18 protein-coding genes are annotated in these 15902 nt (G+C 64.0%); 10 read left to right on the top strand and 8 right to left on the bottom strand.

Features of this window, described 5'->3' with window-relative positions; translation table 11 throughout:
• Window positions 1–67: 67 nt before the first annotated feature.
• Together ACO07C_RS26815 and ACO07C_RS26820 are read right to left on the bottom strand one after the other, a co-directional pair.
• Window positions 68–988 (bottom strand): hypothetical protein, encoded by a 921-nt coding sequence (locus ACO07C_RS26815; RefSeq protein WP_421917186.1) that lies wholly within the window; start codon window positions 986–988, stop codon window positions 68–70.
• 222 nt (window positions 989–1210) lie between these two features.
• Window positions 1211–2185 (bottom strand): hypothetical protein, encoded by a 975-nt coding sequence (locus tag ACO07C_RS26820; RefSeq protein WP_421917187.1) that lies wholly within the window; start codon window positions 2183–2185, stop codon window positions 1211–1213.
• A 212-nt stretch (window positions 2186–2397) separates the two neighbouring features.
• On the opposite strand from ACO07C_RS26820, the gene ACO07C_RS26825 reads away from it, so the two are divergent.
• Window positions 2398–2679, top strand: a complete 282-nt coding sequence (locus tag ACO07C_RS26825) for a hypothetical protein (protein ID WP_421917189.1) — start codon at window positions 2398–2400, stop codon at window positions 2677–2679.
• Window positions 2680–2737: 58 nt separating this feature from the next.
• Here the strand turns inward: ACO07C_RS26825 and ACO07C_RS26830 are convergent, their stop codons facing one another.
• Window positions 2738–4399, bottom strand: a complete 1662-nt coding sequence (locus ACO07C_RS26830; RefSeq protein WP_421917190.1) for an acyl-CoA synthetase — start codon at window positions 4397–4399, stop codon at window positions 2738–2740.
• A gap of 236 nt (window positions 4400–4635) precedes the next feature.
• Here ACO07C_RS26830 and ACO07C_RS26835 point away from each other — a divergent pair, with 236 nt between their 5' ends.
• The 5 genes from ACO07C_RS26835 (at window position 4636) to ACO07C_RS26855 (ending at window position 8741) form a co-directional block, all read left to right on the top strand.
• On the top strand, window positions 4636–5760 hold the full coding sequence (locus ACO07C_RS26835; protein ID WP_421917191.1) for a KamA family radical SAM protein: 1125 nt from the start codon (window positions 4636–4638) through the stop codon (window positions 5758–5760).
• 381 nt (window positions 5761–6141) lie between these two features.
• Window positions 6142–6387, top strand: coding sequence for a hypothetical protein (locus ACO07C_RS26840; protein ID WP_421917192.1), 246 nt, complete (start codon window positions 6142–6144; stop codon window positions 6385–6387).
• 113 nt (window positions 6388–6500) lie between these two features.
• Window positions 6501–7472 (top strand): MBL fold metallo-hydrolase, encoded by a 972-nt coding sequence (locus ACO07C_RS26845; RefSeq protein ID WP_421917193.1) that lies wholly within the window; start codon window positions 6501–6503, stop codon window positions 7470–7472.
• 31 nt (window positions 7473–7503) lie between these two features.
• Window positions 7504–7983 (top strand): tetratricopeptide repeat protein, encoded by a 480-nt coding sequence (locus ACO07C_RS26850; RefSeq protein WP_421917194.1) that lies wholly within the window; start codon window positions 7504–7506, stop codon window positions 7981–7983.
• Between the two features lie 305 nt (window positions 7984–8288).
• A complete protein-coding gene (locus ACO07C_RS26855) occupies window positions 8289–8741 on the top strand; it encodes a DoxX family protein (RefSeq protein WP_421917195.1) in 453 nt (150 codons plus the stop codon).
• A 126-nt stretch (window positions 8742–8867) separates the two neighbouring features.
• On the opposite strand, the gene ACO07C_RS26860 is transcribed toward ACO07C_RS26855, so the two are convergent.
• The gene (locus ACO07C_RS26860; RefSeq protein ID WP_421917196.1) at window positions 8868–9353 is read right to left on the bottom strand and encodes a hypothetical protein; all 486 of its coding nucleotides are present in this window, start codon (window positions 9351–9353) and stop codon (window positions 8868–8870) included.
• Between the two features lie 729 nt (window positions 9354–10082).
• Between ACO07C_RS26860 and ACO07C_RS26865 the strand changes: the two genes are divergently transcribed.
• The 3 genes from ACO07C_RS26865 to ACO07C_RS26875 all read left to right on the top strand — a co-directional run bounded on the left by ACO07C_RS26865 (window position 10083) and on the right by ACO07C_RS26875 (window position 11144).
• Window positions 10083–10406 (top strand): DUF2934 domain-containing protein, encoded by a 324-nt coding sequence (locus ACO07C_RS26865; protein ID WP_421917197.1) that lies wholly within the window; start codon window positions 10083–10085, stop codon window positions 10404–10406.
• 227 nt (window positions 10407–10633) lie between these two features.
• On the top strand, window positions 10634–10918 hold the full coding sequence (locus tag ACO07C_RS26870; RefSeq protein ID WP_421917198.1) for a PRC-barrel domain containing protein: 285 nt from the start codon (window positions 10634–10636) through the stop codon (window positions 10916–10918).
• A gap of 76 nt (window positions 10919–10994) precedes the next feature.
• Window positions 10995–11144, top strand: a complete 150-nt coding sequence (locus ACO07C_RS26875; RefSeq protein ID WP_135902868.1) for a hypothetical protein — start codon at window positions 10995–10997, stop codon at window positions 11142–11144.
• 140 nt (window positions 11145–11284) lie between these two features.
• Here ACO07C_RS26875 and ACO07C_RS26880 read toward each other — a convergent pair whose 3' ends face one another.
• A complete protein-coding gene (locus ACO07C_RS26880) occupies window positions 11285–12676 on the bottom strand; it encodes an FAD-binding oxidoreductase (RefSeq protein ID WP_421917199.1) in 1392 nt (463 codons plus the stop codon).
• Window positions 12677–12986: 310 nt separating this feature from the next.
• Window positions 12987–13127, bottom strand: a complete 141-nt coding sequence (locus ACO07C_RS26885; protein ID WP_421917200.1) for a hypothetical protein — start codon at window positions 13125–13127, stop codon at window positions 12987–12989.
• 311 nt (window positions 13128–13438) lie between these two features.
• Between ACO07C_RS26885 and ACO07C_RS26890 the strand changes: the two genes are divergently transcribed.
• Window positions 13439–13753, top strand: a complete 315-nt coding sequence (locus ACO07C_RS26890) for a hypothetical protein (RefSeq protein ID WP_421917201.1) — start codon at window positions 13439–13441, stop codon at window positions 13751–13753.
• A gap of 35 nt (window positions 13754–13788) precedes the next feature.
• Here ACO07C_RS26890 and ACO07C_RS26895 read toward each other — a convergent pair whose 3' ends face one another.
• Together ACO07C_RS26895 and ACO07C_RS26900 are read right to left on the bottom strand one after the other, a co-directional pair.
• Window positions 13789–15381 carry a putative bifunctional diguanylate cyclase/phosphodiesterase gene (locus ACO07C_RS26895; RefSeq protein ID WP_421917202.1) on the bottom strand — a complete coding sequence of 531 codons (1593 nt, stop codon included), beginning with the start codon at window positions 15379–15381 and terminating at the stop codon, window positions 13789–13791.
• 120 nt (window positions 15382–15501) lie between these two features.
• A complete protein-coding gene (locus ACO07C_RS26900; RefSeq protein WP_421917203.1) occupies window positions 15502–15882 on the bottom strand; it encodes a Fur family transcriptional regulator in 381 nt (126 codons plus the stop codon).
• Between the last annotated feature and the right edge of the window lie 20 nt (window positions 15883–15902).

Raw genomic sequence — 15902 nt, forward strand, 5'->3', positions numbered from 1 at the left:
CGGAAACGCGTGACGGCACAAGATGCAGCAATTCCGCGCCGTCGGGAAACGATGACCCGATCCAGGTTCAAAAATCGTTGACGATCCGCCCCTCGACGCCGCCGAGATGGGTGTTCCAGATATAGGTCGACAGGCGCTTGCCGTAGCCGTCATTGTTTACGGTGGACTTCTTGTCGGCCGCGCCCAGGACGTGAAACAGCTTTCCATCGACCAGTTGGTGGCTTCCTTCCGTGCCTTCGGCGTGGACGGTGACGACCGTTTCATACGCGATCGCGATATCGTCCAGCTTCAGGTGGGAATAAAGCAGCGGCCAATTTCCGCCGCCGGTGTCCATTCCCCACTCCATGCGCGGGGTGAAATCAAGGTCGAGACCACGCACGGCCGAGAATTTCAGAAAGCAGAATCCGGGCCAGAAATACCATCCGGGCTCATTCGGGCCCGCTGTGAACAGATAATTGGTGGTGGCATCGCGTTTCACGCCGTAGCCGATCTTGTCGGTAAGCTGACTTGGAATGTCCAGAGGTGCGATCGGAATGCAGTCGTGATCGAGGAGGCCAAACAGGTCTGGCTCCAGCCGGCTGATCACATGATGGAAGATCCAGTTGAGCGCCACGCCATGGGACCGGGAAGGGTGACGCTCCGGGTTCTTGTGGAGGGCGAAATACTTTATCCCCCTGGCGACGCAGATGCGGCCGATGGCGTCGCGCGCGGCGGCGTTCGATGAATTGTCGATGACCACGAGCGTCATGTTCCTGGAGTACATCGACCAGGCTTTTGTCATCGCATCGATGACCCATGGCGTGTTGAAGGCGACCACGAAACAGAACCGCGTCGAGCCGGTCTGTTTCAAGGCATCGGCGAAAGCCGCTCCCTCGGCCGAGGCCCTCGAACGGAAATAGTTTCTCCGGACGACGTCACGGACGTATTTTACGCGCAGGACCAGCGGGTTGCTGTTGAGCGTGCGTACCAAAGGTCTGAACAATCGCAATGTAACTACCCTTTGGAACGGCCAGATCGTCCTGGCCCCTAGACACCCGCGGCAGCCCGGAATGCTTGCGTTGCAGCCGATAGCGCGCAACACAGCTTTCAGCAAGCGACAAGAGTTCGAATAGTGGTTCCGCTAGCGGCAGCGCCGAGGGGCGCTGTCGCTCGGTTCTTTTCGGTCGGCCGCATGCTCCCGGTAGGTTGAAATCCTTCGCCGCCGAGAGGCCTATTTGCCGGCCATGTTATCGGCAAGCTGCTGCGCCTGGGCGACAAGCGCGGGGAAGGCGGGGTCGCCCGGCAGGCGCTGGGCCATGCAGGCGCGATAGTCGCCGTCACCTTTTTCCCAGGCGGCATTGGCGGTGTCATACGCCTTTTCGTCGTTCTGCTCGGAAGCCTGGGCGGCCAGCTTCTGGGCGGCGTCGTTGGCCGAGGTCCACAACATGTCACAGGCGTCGATCCTGGGAACGGCGGGGTTCGCGGGCGCCGTGGCGATCATGACCTTGTCGCCCTTGACGAGCGTGACCACGACCTGCTGCTCGTAGATCGGACCGACATCCTGCGTCCAGCCGCCGAGCCGCGCAATAGCGATGTCGGCGCCCTCGGGCTTCTTCAGCGGGAAGTCGAGCGTTCCCGAGAAGGCGGCGTCGCTGGTGATCGCCTGTGTGTAGAAGGCATCGAGCTTCAGCGCCTCATCGATGCCGGTGGGCAGTCTGAGCCCCGTATCGGTATCCGCTGCCCTGGACTGGAGCCAGCGATCGAGCAGTCCCCGCGTTGTTGCGACGAGGCTCGGACCATCGTCGCTCTTGGCGTATCGCAGCCCGTCGAGCATGCCGTATCCGACATCGGCGTCGCTCAGGCTTTCCAGGTTGATGGTGCCGGTCGGCGGAAAATCCGCGACCGTCAGGGGGCCGAGCAGGGTGGACAGACGAGATTCGAGGTCGGCCCTGGCCTTGGCGTCGGCCGCATCGAGCGTTTCCACCGGCGCGTTGTCGTTGTTGAGGGCGGCGATGGCCGCAATCGCCTTGTCGCGCGCGGCGATGTAGTCGTCCTCCGGCGAGGCCGCGAAAGCAGCGCCGCTCGCCAGCGCGAAGATGAGCGTCCAGACCAACCGCATGATGTAACCCTCCCGTTTCGGCAGCACATCGCTTGGCTTCTTGGCTATTGTGCGGCGGCGGCCGTGCGAGCGTGCCGCATTAACCATCAATTAACTATCCTGTCGCCTTTGATTCAAATTTGCAGGATACTGATTTTTGTCAACGGGGTTCTCCCAGGGGCCTGAAACAATAGAGCAATCGTTGAACTGGCGCGCCGGTTTTGTCCGTGCACGACAGGCAGAATTCCAAAAACAGAAGCGGCGGAACACCGTCGCCGAACGGGGAGGCGTCAGCATCATTTTTGATGAGGAGCGCCGGAATGAAGATCGAAGAAGCAGTGACGGCAGTGACGGCCGAGGCGAATGCCCTGCTATCGTGCCTGGGCCAGCCGGTTGTCGCCTACCACGTCATGGCGATCATGAGCGAGGCGGATTTCGAACACGCCCGGGAAATGCAACTCGCCTTGATGCGCCGAAGCATCGAGGCGCTGGTCGATGACGGCCTGGAAGACGTCGCCGCCCACGATTTCGCATCGCGGTTCGATGGTCGCGTCGGCTCGGCCTGGCGGCAGCTATATCGGTCCGGCGCCGCGCCGCACTGATCCAGCCCGAGCCGGCCGTGGTCGGGACTTCGGCGCTGCCTGTGTCCCCCCGCCTGGCTCAGGTCCGCGTCCGCTTCTCCACCTCGGCCTTGCGCAGCAGGAACCGCTGGATCTTGCCGCTCGGCGTCTTCGGCAATTCCTTGACGAAATCGATTTCGCGCGGATAGGCGTGTGCCGAGAGCCGCTTTTTCACATGCTGGGCCAGTTCCTCGGCGAGCGCCTCGCTGGCTTGATGGGACGCCGCCAGCACCACGAAGGCCTTGACGATCTCGGTGCGCCGCGGATCCGGCACGCCGACGACCGCGGCCTCGTTGACAGCCGGATGCTCGATCAGCGCGCTTTCGACGTCGAACGGGCCGATGCGGTAGCCCGACGAGGTGATGACGTCATCGGCGCGGCCGATGAAGGAGATCGAGCCGTCCGGCTCGAACTCGACGGTGTCGCCGGTGCGGTAATAGCCGCCTGAAATCGCGGGCGTTTCCGACCGGTGATAGCCGCCGAACCAGCGCAGCGGCGAGTTGGCGATGTCGACGGCGAGGATGCCGGGCTGGTTGGGGCCAAGCTCGCGGCCTGCTTCATCCAGCACGACGATGCGGTAGCCGGGCATGGCATAGCCGGCGGAGCCCGCGCGCACCTTGTGCGACAGGCCGTGATGGTTGTTGACCATCATGCCGTTCTCGGTCTGGCCGTAGTGGTCGTGGATGGGGGCGGCGAGATGGGCATCGAACCAACGGATCACTTCCGGATTGAGCGGTTCGCCGGCGCTGCTCACCACGCGCAGCCGTCCCTTGACGGCGGCCGCCGCCTTCGGCCCTTCGGCCAGCAGCAGGCGGAAGGCGGTGGGCGACCCGGCAAGGCTGGTGACGCCGAGGCGTTCGATGATGTCGTAGGTGCTCCTGGCGGTGAAGGCGCCCTCGTATAGCGTCGTGGCGATGCCGAGCAGCAGGGGGCCGGTGATGGCGTAGTAGAGGCCGTAGGCCCAGCCGGGATCGGCGATGTTCCAGAAGACGTCGTCGGGCCGCAGCCCGATGGCATCGCGCATATAGGCGCCAAAGGCCAGCAGCGCGCTGAGCGGCACCGGCACGCCCTTCGGGAACCCGGTGGTGCCCGAGGTCGACATCATCATGAACAGGTCGTCGCCCTTGCGCATGACCGGCTCGCAATCGGGCGAGGCGGCGGCGAAGGCGGCGCGGAAATCGATGTCGCCGGCCGGCAAGGCTTCGCCCGCAGCAAGGATGGTGGCGACGCGGGGGCAATCCTCCACCTCGTCGAGCTTGCCGCGATTGGCGGTGTTGGTGACGACGAGCCTGGCGCCGCTGGTCTTCAGCCGGTGGTCGATGGCCTTCGGGCCGAAGGCGGTAAACAGCGGCTGGTAGACCGCGCCAATGCGCCAGGCGCCCAGGATGACAGCCACCAGTTCGGGAATGCGCGGCAGCATGCCGGCGACGACATCGCCGGGGCCGACGCCGGCGGCCTTCAACATGTTGCCGACCCGCGCCGACATCTCGCTGAGCTGGTCGAAGGTGAATTCGCGCAGCTGGCCGTCAGCGGAAATCGCGCGCAGCGCCAGCCGGTTCTTCCCGGTATGGCGATCGCAGCATTCGATGCAGGCGTTGATGCCGGTCGCGGGATTTCCCTGAAGCCGGGCGATTTCGTCCTCGATGCGAAAGTGCCGCACCGCATCGTCATAGCGCGGCAGGCGCGCTGGTGTCTTGGTCATGGCAGTCCTCCCTGGCGGCGGTCCATCTCCCCATGGAACGCTGTCCGTTATTAGATGCCCGAAATCGCCGCCGGGGTCGATGCGGCGAAAGTCGGTGGGGCCTTTCACACAGGTTGGCGCTCTGTCGCGTGTGAAGGAACGAGACGGGTGACGATCCCGCGGCAAGCAGGTGGTTGACCCCGCACGCCTTCCGCCCGATAGGTCCGCGCAAACCTGCGCACCCTCCGAGAAACCCGATGACTTCAAACGCCAACCTTCTTCACGCGCCCGACGCCGCGCCCGCCCCGGACGCCGACGCCGCCTGGCAGGCCGATGTCCGCGCCGGCGTGCGCCATGCCGGCGATCTCGACCACCTGCCGCTGTCGCCAGCCGAGCGCGCGGCAGCACAAGAGGCCTCCGCGAACCACAAGGTCCGCGCTCCAAAAGCCTACCTTGACCTGATCGACTGGAACGACCCCGCCGATCCCATCCGGCTTCAAGTCATCCCGCAGCCGCAGGAGCTGGTCGAGCAGGAGGGCGAGCTCGACGATCCCATCGCAGACAACGGCTTCAGCCCGGTGCCGCGGCTGACGCATCGCCATGCCGACCGGGTGCTGCTGTTCCCGACCTATCAATGCGCCGTCTATTGCCGGTTCTGCTTCCGCAAGGAGTCACTGACCTCGATCGGCCGTGGCTATTCGCGCGAAGCGCTGGAGCCGGCGCTTGCCTACATCGCCGAGCACACGGAAATCCGCGAGGTGATCCTGACCGGCGGCGATCCGCTGTCGCTGCCCGACAAGGCGCTGGCCGAAATCCGCGCCCGCATCGAGGCCATCGCCCATGTGCGGCTGCTGCGCATCCACACGCGCGTGCCGGTGGCGCTGCCCTCGCGAGTCACAGCCGGGCTGATATCTGCCCTGCAGGGCCGGCTGATGGTCACCGTCGTCACCCATTTCAACCATGCGCGCGAGATCACCGACGCCACCGAAACCGCCTGCCGCGCGTTGCGGCAAGGCGGTTTCGTGCTGCTGAACCAGAGCGTCCTCCTGAAAGGCGTCAACGACACGGTCGAGGTGCTGGAGGAGCTTTGCCGCGAGCTGATGTACCGGCTGGGCGTCAAGCCCTACTACCTGCACCATGGCGACCTGGCGCGCGGCATGGCGCACAGGCGCACCACGATTGCGCACGGCCAGGCGCTGGCCGCCGCGCTGCGCGCGCGCCTGTCGGGCATCTGCAACCCCGTCTATGTGCTCGACCTGCCGGAAGGTGGCGGCAAGGTGCCGCTCGGGCCTTGTTATGTCGAGGGCCGGGACGGGGAGGACTGGCGCATACGCGGGCTGGACGGCGAGGTGAGGGCGTATACTGAGGTCGTTGAGCCGTAGGAAACGCTTTTTCCGGCGTTGGCGCTGCCCCTCATTGTCCTGCCGGACATTTCTCCCCGTGGAACGGGGAGAAAGACGCTCTTCGCCGATTTCGCCAATTGTCAGCATTGCAAGATAGGCGCCGAGGCCGCGGCCAAGTACCTTCTCCCCGTCACTATACGGGGACAAGTGCCCGGCAGGGCGATGAGGGGCGGCGCCGACTTTGGCGATTAAAGCGATTGTCCTGGGCGCGGCCGTCCATTGCGCCCGCCATCCCCTGATTCCCCCCTCCAAAAAAATCTGACGCCATCCGGGAATAAACCCGCGCCCTCCCGGGTCTTGCTCTGTAGCGAGGCCATTGTTCCGGCCCGCACCCCGAAACCGAAACAAGGACTTATGGACATGACCAAGCTCGCTCTCAGCGTGGCTGCAATGCTGCTTGCCTCCAGCGCTGCCTTTGCCGGCAGTGACCATGGCGGCAACAATTCCTATCAGCCGCTTGCCGCTGTCGACGGCGCCGCCACCGCCTCGATCCCCTACACGGCGCACCAGAAGAAGGTCGACACCAAGGTGACGACCGGCCCCAGCCAGACCGCTCCGCAGACTGATGAGGACGGATTCGTCGGCCCGCCTGTGCCGGGCAACTGAATTCACGGTTCGGGGCTGCTCCTCAAGGCCCCGACCCGGTCCGCATCAGGACGGAGGGCCATGTGGCGTGGCCCTCCGTCACCCCTCGCCACCCATTCACACAGGAGATCACCATGTTCAGCATGACACGTCGCACATTGCTGGGTTCCGCCGCCGCCGCTGCCGCCTTCGGCCTGGCCGGCACGCTGGAATTCACCCGTCCCGTCTTCGCGCAGACGCCGGTTGAACCCACCGTCGGCTTCTACAAATACAAGGTCGGCGATATCGAGATCACCGCCATCTATGACGGCATCTGGCGCAAGCCGCACGATCCCGCCTTCATCGCCAACGCCTCGGTGGACGAAACCAAGGCGGCGCTGGCCAAGGCGGGCCTGACGACCGATTTCATGCCCATTCCGCTCACCGTCGTGGTGCTCAGGATGAACGGGCGGCTGATCATGATGGATGCCGGCTCGGGCGTCGGCCAGTGGCAGACCAACGCCACGCACCTGCCGGCCAACATGGCTGCCGCCGGCATCGACTACAAGGCGATCGACACCATCATGATCTCGCATTTCCACCCCGACCATGTCTGGGGCCTGATGGAAAAGGGCACCAGTGCGCCGGTGTTCCCCAATGCCGAGCTGATCGTCAACGCCACCGAATACAATTGGTGGACCGATCCCAGCCGGCTGGCCAAGCTGCCCGAGGGCCGCAAGCCGGCGGGCAAGCGCATCGCCGAAAACTTTCCCAAGTGGAAGAACTGGAAGCTGGTCGATGACGGGGCCGAGGTGGCGCCGGGCATCCAGATCATCGCCGCGCCCGGCCACACGCCGGGACATTCGGTGTACCTGGCCAACTCCGGCAAGGAGCAGATCATGATCTCGGCCGACACCATGTACGTGCCCGCGCTGCTGGCGCCGCATCCGGAATGGCAGGGCAGCTACGACCAGGACGGGCCGACGGCCATCGCCACGCGCCACAGGATCATCGACCGGGTGATTGCGGACAACATCCGTATTTCCGGTTCGCACTTCCCGTTCCCGGGCACCGGCACCTTCGTCAAGGACGGCAACGCCTACGGCTTCTCTCCCGTTCAGATTTGAACCGGTAACTCCAACCCAAGCGAGAAAGACAATGAGACATTCCCATTTCAGCAGACATGCCCTGTTCGGCCTGCTCGGCGCAATTGCCGTGCTGACCGTGGTTCCCGTCGTCACCGTCATGCCGGCCTATGCCGTCGACGACATAGAGGGCGACGACGCGCCCGATCTCACCGCCGTGAAGGCCAAGATCGACGCCAAGGACTATCAGGGCGCGCTGGCCCAGTTGCGCGACCTGGCGCAGGACAACCAGCAGGCCGACGTCTACAATCTGCTCGGCTTCACGCTGCGCAAGACCGGCGACTACAAGACCGCGCTGACCTACTACAACAAGGCGCTGGAGCTGAAGCCCGACCACAAGGCCGCCCGCGAATATCTGGGCGAGCTCTATGTCGAGACCGGCGACATGCCCAAGGCCAACGAGCAGCTGGCATCGCTGCAAAAACTCTGCCCCGCCGGCTGCGAGGAACTCGAAGACCTGCGGAAGGCCATCGACACCAAGGTCACGAAGTAAGGCAGACGCGCGGCGCCTTTCCTCTCCCTCCGCAAAGCGGGGGGCCGAAGGACGGGCGAGACCAGTGGCTAGCCCCGGCAGGGTGGCTCGGCGAAGCCAAGACGGAGCGGGGGGAATGGCACAACCCCACCTTTAATGCACCACAGCTTCGGGCGCGCATGGCTGGCGCCCCTTGCCGGAGCCGGCATCGTCCGCCATTGCGCCGGCTCCGGCCCTTTCGACTATCCGCCTCTTGGCGTCAGCCATTTTCCACGTCCCGCCTGGACGCGCGGCGCCTGCCTGTTTCAAAAGATTGGAGCCTGACCATGACACCGACCGAACTCACCACAAAACTGCAAACCCTCGCCAACAGGCTCCATGTCAAGGACATCGCCCTGCTGGCCGGACGCCTGCTGCTTTCGCTGCTGTTCCTGCATGAAGGCGTGACGCTCACCACCCATTTCGACGCCGCCGCCAAGGCCATGGCCGCGCAGGGCGTCGGCCTGCCGCTGTTCGTGGCAACCATCGCGCTGCAACTCGGGGCGGGGCTCTCCATCGGCCTCGGCCTGCTGACCCGCCTCGGCGCCGTCGGCCTCGGCCTGTTCTGCCTGGCCACCGCAACCCTCTTCCACACCAACTTCGCAAGCCAGAACGAATTGCTGCATTTCGAAAAGGACCTGGCGATCGCCGGCGGCATGTTCGTGCTGGCGATCGCGGGGGCCGGGAGGATGTCGCTGGATGGGTTGGTGGTGAATGCGCTGCCGGCGGTGTATGGCTAGGCGGAGGGGTGAAGGTGCTTGTTTGACCTTGTTGTGCTGCTACGATGAGATGTGGCAGGTTAGTAGCCAATAGCGAGCAGGCGACATGTGTAGCTAGGCGGCCGTAATCACGCTGGGGCTGGAGGCCTATGATCCAAGCCGACTGATCAATACGCCGATGATCGCCCCTACGAAACTCAACGCTGCGGAAGCCAAGGGGATCCACCATTTGCGCGAAGTGTCTTCGCCTAACGCGGCTTGATGCAGATTGACCGACACATTAATGAGCGCGGTAAGCTCCGCAGGTGATAGTGGCCTGCGGCTAATCTTATCGTATGCATCTCCAGTTAACTGATGATCAGGGCTTACTTCCGCCTCCGCGTCGACGTCGAAATTGCGAGGAAATTGCCTGCGCAGAACTAAAGAGAATTTGTCGTGCTCTGCTGCCTTGCGGAAAAATTCAGGATGCTCGTTAAATACTGTAGTCCAGTGCTCCGCTGACTTTTGGCGCCCCGAAATTCTGTCTGCCCAGCCTTCGGCATTGAGTTTGTAGAATTTGTACGTACCCAGTGACGTGATGGCAGCTATTACATCGGGGAGCCGATTTGGTTTCAAATAGGGGTTCTGTGTCATTGAGTCCTCCTTTGAACAAAGAAACGCTTTTCGTGCTCAACGGAACATCTACAAACTTCGATATGAAGGCCACCGGTCCACGCAGTTCGCGACAGCCAGACCTCCCCGGGACGCAGCGACGGCTAGCAGGAGCGACGATTGGAAACTCGAACGTGATGGTCGCGTCAAGAGGTATTAGGGGGCTGAGGGAGTAGGTGGAAGCGTGGAATTTACGTTCTTGAAGTGTCTATTTACATAGCTCTTACTGTCACGCTTTTTTGCAGATCCAATTTAGGAAAATTCGTAGGTAGCGGGAGGTGCTGATGGCAAGTGAAAACAATGATAGAATTAGGCAACAATACCTCCGATACGGGTGCTGCATGGCATCAATCGTCGTGAAAAAAACGGCGACGAAGGAATCGGATCTGCATTTCACGTTGGAGATGGCGTTTTTGTTACAGCAAGTATTGCGTACTTGGTAATACATGATTATTTTCAGTGGCCTGCGCTGATATCAGTATGAGGCCGTGCTGATAATTAGTTTGCGAATTGGCGCTCTGCTGGTCGCACTTTCAATAGATCTCAGGCATGGTACGCGGAGGCACGGTGCGGCCTTCGTTGGCGACTCCTCAGTAGGCACTCGGTTGCAGTCACCATCGCGTTGCCAACCCCACCCCACGATCACGCAGAAGTTCCGGATCGTTCCTCTCCACGCGGCGTTCATCCAGCACGCAACCGGAAGAACCGACCATGGGCGACGAACGGCACGAGAAAATCCAGCAGCGCGCGTATGAGATCTGGGAACGCGAAGGCGGGGTTCATGGCGATCCCGAGCGGCACTGGCATCAGGCGCGGGCGGAGATCGACAGGGAGTCGGCCTTGCCGCTGACGGCGGATGATGCGTTGCCGGAGACCCGCGAGATCGCCAGCGCCGATGTGCTGACGGTGGAGGAACTTGCGGCGCGCACCGGCATATCGGACGAACAGGCGCTGGAACTGATCGACAGGCTGGGCAGCGACCGCGCGGCGATCGAGCATGCGGCGCGGGGGCTCAAGGCGAAGCGGCGGAGCTAGGCAGTAGGCAGTAGGGATGGTCGTCCTCTGCCGGAGGCTGCTTGTCGGTCTGCAGGCTGCCGTGTCGCTCCCTTTCTACGCCCGCCCGTTGCGGGCCCATCTGGTTGCAGGTCCGGCCGAACCGGATAAGCCCTTGTCAAAAAAGAGGGCTAGCCTTCGTCAGAAATGCTCGGGAACCCTTCGCCATCTCCCAAGTTGCTGATGTCCCAACCCAAGGAGATGCACTCATGGACCATAGCAATCACGTCCGGCTGACCGATGCCGAATTGAACTCGGACACGCTCGACGGCGCCACCATTTACGGGCCCGATGACGAGAAGATCGGTTCCGTCGATCATGTCCACGGCAGCCAGATCGTCATTGATGTCGGCGGCTTCCTGGGCATCGGCGCGAAGCCCGTGGCCGTCGGGGCGCGGGAACTGGATTTCATGCGCGACGAGGATGGCGATGTCCACGCCGTCACCGCCTGGACCAAGGACCAGCTCAAGGCCATGCCCGAACATCGCGACTGAAGACATCGCGACTGAAGGCGGAGAGGGGCCGGCCGTCCACGGTCCGGCCCTTTTTCTTTCGCGCAAGGAGAGACCGATGATCAGGAAGCTGAAAGACGGAAAATACCGCCTCTATTCGCGCAAGAAGGACGAAACGACCGGCAAGCGCCGCAACCTCGGCACATTCGACACCCGCGAAGCGGCTGAGAAGCACGAGCGCGAGGTGCAGTATTTCAAGCGGCACTGACGGGATGGCCGGTTCTGCAAGGAAGCCAATCCCTTCGCAAAGGCCAGCGCTGCCCCTCATTGCCCTGCCGGGCATTTCTCCCCGTAAACGGGGAGAAAGAGGCGGCTGCCATGCCTTGGCCAAGCTGGCGCGGCTTTTCCTTAATCCACCGCGATAATCTTGCCGGGGTTCATCATATTGCCGGGGTCGAGCATTTCCTTGATCGACCTTGCCAGCGCCTGCTTCACCGGGTCGGCGTGGCGCTCATAGGCTTCGCGCTTTTCGAGGCCGACGCCGTGCTCGGCCGAGAACGAGCCGCCGGCTTCGTTCAGGCCCTCATAGAGCACGTCCTCGATCGCTTCGTGCAGCGCGTGCGGAAGCGGGCCGTCGGTGTTGATCGAGATGTGCAGATTGCCGTCGGCGAGATGGCCGAAGACGTAGGGCGCGTAATCAGCGTCGATCGTCTTCAGCCCGGCCTCGATGCGCTCGACATAGGCGTCGAGGGCGCCGCCGGGCACCGAGACGTCGAAGGAGGGCGGCAAATGGTGCATGCGTTCGATTTCGCCGGTTTCCTCGCGCAGCCTCCAGATCGCCTCGGCCTGGGCCTGCGAGGTGGCGACCAGCCCGTCGATGATGCCGGCTTCTTCCCAGATCGCGGCCAGCCCTTCCTCAAGCGCCGATTGCGCGGCCTCGACGCTGTCGGCGCCGAGCCCGAGCACCAGCAGGCAAGGCGCGTCCAATGGCAGCTGGCCGGTAGGGTAGCCGAGCGCGCGCCGCATGGCGGCGGCGAAGCGCTGCCACAGGATCTCGGCGGCGGTGAGCTTGGCTGATGTCGAGGACAGGAAATGGCGGACGATGCGCTGCGCGCTCGCCGCGTCGGGCACGCCGACAAGAGCCGTGGCGCTGGCGCCCGGAACGGGCTCGAGCCGGATCGCAACGCGAGTGACGATGCCCAGCGTGCCCTCGGCGCCGATGAACAGATGTTTCAGGTCGTAGCCGGCGCTGGTTTTCAGCACGCGGGTGAGGTCGGAGAATATCCGCCCGTCGGGCAGCACGGCCTCGAGGCCCAGCACGCGGTGGCGCATCGTGCCGTTGCGGAAGGCCATGATGCCGCCGGCATTGGTGGAAACCATGCCGCCGATCGTGGCGCTGCCGCGCGCGGCGAGGTCGATGCCGGGATCAAGGCCATGCCCGGCCGCCGCCTCCTGCAGCACGGACAAGGGCGTGCCGGCCTGGACGATGGCGGTGCGCGCGAACGGGTCGATCTCCTCGATCTGGTTCAAGGCGCCGAGGTCGCAGATCACCTCGCCCTCGACCGTCGCCGCGCCGCCGGCAAGTCCGGTGCGTCCGCCCTGCGCGACGAGGCTCAACCCATGCGCCGCGCAGAACCTCACCAGCGCCGCGACCCCCTCCGTATCCCTCGGCCGAACCAGAGCCGAAGCGCCGAAATTGCGGGCGTCGAAGCCGGGATCGCGGCTTGCAAGCTCGGCCTTGTCCCAGACGATGGCGCTGGGGCAAGCGGCGCGAAGTTCGGCGATGAGGGAAGCGGGCATGCGGAGGCTCCGGGGTACAGCAGGGAGCCAATCTATAGAGGCAGGTCAGGATCGAAGTCACGCAACGGCTTGCGTTTCAGTGCTTGCCTCTCCGGGCCTGTCCACCGATATTCTTCTCCGCATCGGACGCGCGGAAAGAGGTCGCGACAGTGTGCTCTCGACCGTCCTCAGCGGTTATCGCCCGTGACGGGATCAAGCGCGGTGCGTTATATCAAGGTGGGCACCAGCCTGCCTGGCCATGGAATAGAGCACGGCCTGGAACATCACGACCTGCGGCGCGCGGTGACCGGTGCGAACTTGAATGCGTGACTTAGTACCAGCGTCCACGGCCGAACCAGCCGCCGCCGAGCAGAAGAATGACAATGATGATGACAAGAAGCGTGGTGGTGCTCATCTGAGACTCCCTGGAGTGCGAACCTCCTCCAGCGCCGTTCAGCGCTGCGTCGGTCATGATGCATTCCTATTCGAGCCAACGTGCACGGCGGTCTTTCGTTCCGTTGGAACGGGCCAGACCGTAAACGCGCCCGCCGCGACGGCACGATGGTTACGCGATCGGGGGAAAGCAGCGGATCCAAGCGCTCCCGTGTGCCCGCCGGCCGCGTCCGAGCTTTCCAGAGGGTCGATGTCCCGAATGGCGCCTGCCCAGATGATCTGGCGGCGCCAGCCGGCGCTCCTGTCACGCATATTCCTGTGCGAGGCCGGTTGACGGTCTTGGGAGAATCACGCGCCAGGCGCTAACAGATGCGCAGGGGGATCATGCGCATGTGGCTTCGATCGACGGACCATCTCATCTCGGAACTGACCCGGGCTTCCGGCGAGATCGACGGGCTGACAAAATTCGAGCGCGGCAGGCTGCTGCGCCGCGCCGCTTCGGCGATCAGGGCCCGTCGCGAAGTGCTCGGTCGTTCCGCCGCGTCGCTGGACAGTGACCCGCCTGTCGACATCGTCTTCGATCTGGAAGCCATGGCAAGCCTCGTCGACATTTTCCCGGCGGCCAAGGTGTCGTCGCTGATGCTCGAGGCGGTGGATTGCATCAAGCCGGTGCAGGCGACGGACGACGCTTCGCCGCGCATCTGACCTCGTTTGGACAATGCCTCAGGCCGTGACCCGGTTCAGGCCGATGCCCGGGCGACCGCGCTTTGGCCAAGCAGCCGTATCGCCTGTTCCTGTGGCACGGCTTCGCTGAAGCGGAAGCCTTGTCCCTCGGAGCAGCCGCCCTCGTAGAGCTGCTCGATCAGCGCTTCGCTTTCGATGCCTTCGGCCGTGACCGGCAGGCCGAGCGCCTTGGACAGGCCGAGAATGGCGTTGACCAGCGATGTCGCCTCCTCGGACCCGGCCATCGACATGACGAACGAACGGTCGATCTTCAGGCGGTCGAAGTTGCAGGCGCGCAGATGCTGGAGGCTGGAATTGCCGGTCCCGAAATCGTCGAGCGCGATGCGCACGCCCGCCGTGCGGAAAGCCGCGAACGCCTCCTTCGCCGCAACGATGTCGCCCACCAGCACCTGCTCGCTGATCTCGACCTCGAGCCGCGTCGGGCTGAGGCCGGTTTCGCCGAGAATCTGCAGGATGCGCGGCACCATCAGCGGATCGGCGAGCTGCACGCGCGATATGTTGAAACAGAGCTTGGCGTCGACGGGCCATTGGGTGGCATCGCGCGCGGCGATGCGCAGCAGATGGGCCGACAGCGGGATGATCAGCCCGCCATCCTCGGCGATGCCGATGAACTGCTCCGGCTCCAGCTGTCCGAATTCCGGATGATCCCAGCGCGCCAGCGCCTCGAAACCGATGATCAGGCCCGACTTCAGGTCGACGATCGGCTGATAGTGCGGCCGCACCGTGCCGTCGGCGATCGCCTTGCGCAGATCGCGTTCGATCCTGGCGCGCTTTTGCACCTGGGCGTCCATGTCGGGTTCGAAGAAACAGAAATTGCCGCGGCCGTTCACCTTTGCCCGGTAAAGGGCAATGTCGGCGCGCCGCAACAGCTCTTCCGGGTCCGTTGCATCCTGCGGCGCCATCGAGATGCCGATCGAGGCGCCGAGCGTCACCTGTACGTCGTCGATGTCGAACGGCCGCTCGAACAGCGCGAGCAACCTGCGTGCGACGCGCGCCGGCTCCTCCGTGTCGGCAGCCGGGAGGAACAGCGCGAATTCGTCGCCGCCGAAGCGGGCGAGCATGGCACCGGTGCCGACGATCGCCGAGGCGCGCCGGGCGAACGCGATCAGCACCTTGTCGCCGACGCCATGGCCGAAAACGTCGTTGACCGGCTTGAAGCGGTCGAGGTCGATCATCATCAGCGCGAAGCTGCCGGCGTTGCCGCCAAGCGATGCCAGGAGCCGATTGCCGAACTGGCGCCGGTTGGGAAGGCCGGTCAGCGCGTCGGCCAAGGCAAGGTGCTGGGCCCTGTCCTCGGCATGCTGGCGCGCCCTGATCTCGCGGCGCATCTCCTGAAGACGCCGCACGCCGAACAGGATGAGGCCGACGAAACCGAGCAGGACAGCCAGGACGATCTCATCGAACAGCGAGTCCGAGTAACCGTCGAGCCTGTGATCGATGTTTAGAAGCAAGGCGTGAGCATCGAAGGCCTGGGCCACGCCGAACACCAGCAGCAGGCCGCCCACGATCGCGATCGTGTCGATGGCCGCGCGCCGCTGGTCGTGGATGGCCGAAGCCAGATGCCGCCGTTCCGGCAGTCGAAAGCGCATTTCTCAATCCTCTTTGGTTGAGAATGGATGCAAGCGATTAACAAATTCCGGACGCGGGTGGCCAGGACGGGCCGAGGCTGTTGGGAACGAATGCAGGTTCCCGAAGAAAGCCGCAAAATGTCAGGAAATCCCGCGCGATTGGCTCCCGGGCCGCGCGCACTTGTCGCACAGGCCGCGAATCTCGATCGACGTGCCGGTCGCCCGGAAGCCCGATTGCGCGCACATGTCCCGGATCAGCGGCTGCGGATGGCCGACGTCGATTTCAGCGACCGTCATGCACTGTTCGCAGATGGCGTGACCGGGCGGATGGTCGACGGCGCCAGGATGCGGGCAGGCAATGAATGCCTTCAGGCTTTCCAGCCGGTGTGCCAGGCCGCGCGTGCACAAATGGTCAAGCGCGCGGTAGACCTGCATCGGCCCGCGCAGACCGCGCGGGCGCAGCCGTTCGAGGATCTGGTACGCGCCGAGCGGCTTCGTCGCCTGGGCGAGCACGCCAAGCACAAGCTCCTCATTCCTGGTCA

Origin of the sequence: Mesorhizobium sp., from assembly GCF_965229135.1 — a bacterium.
Classification (GTDB): Bacteria; Pseudomonadota; Alphaproteobacteria; order Rhizobiales; family Rhizobiaceae; genus Mesorhizobium.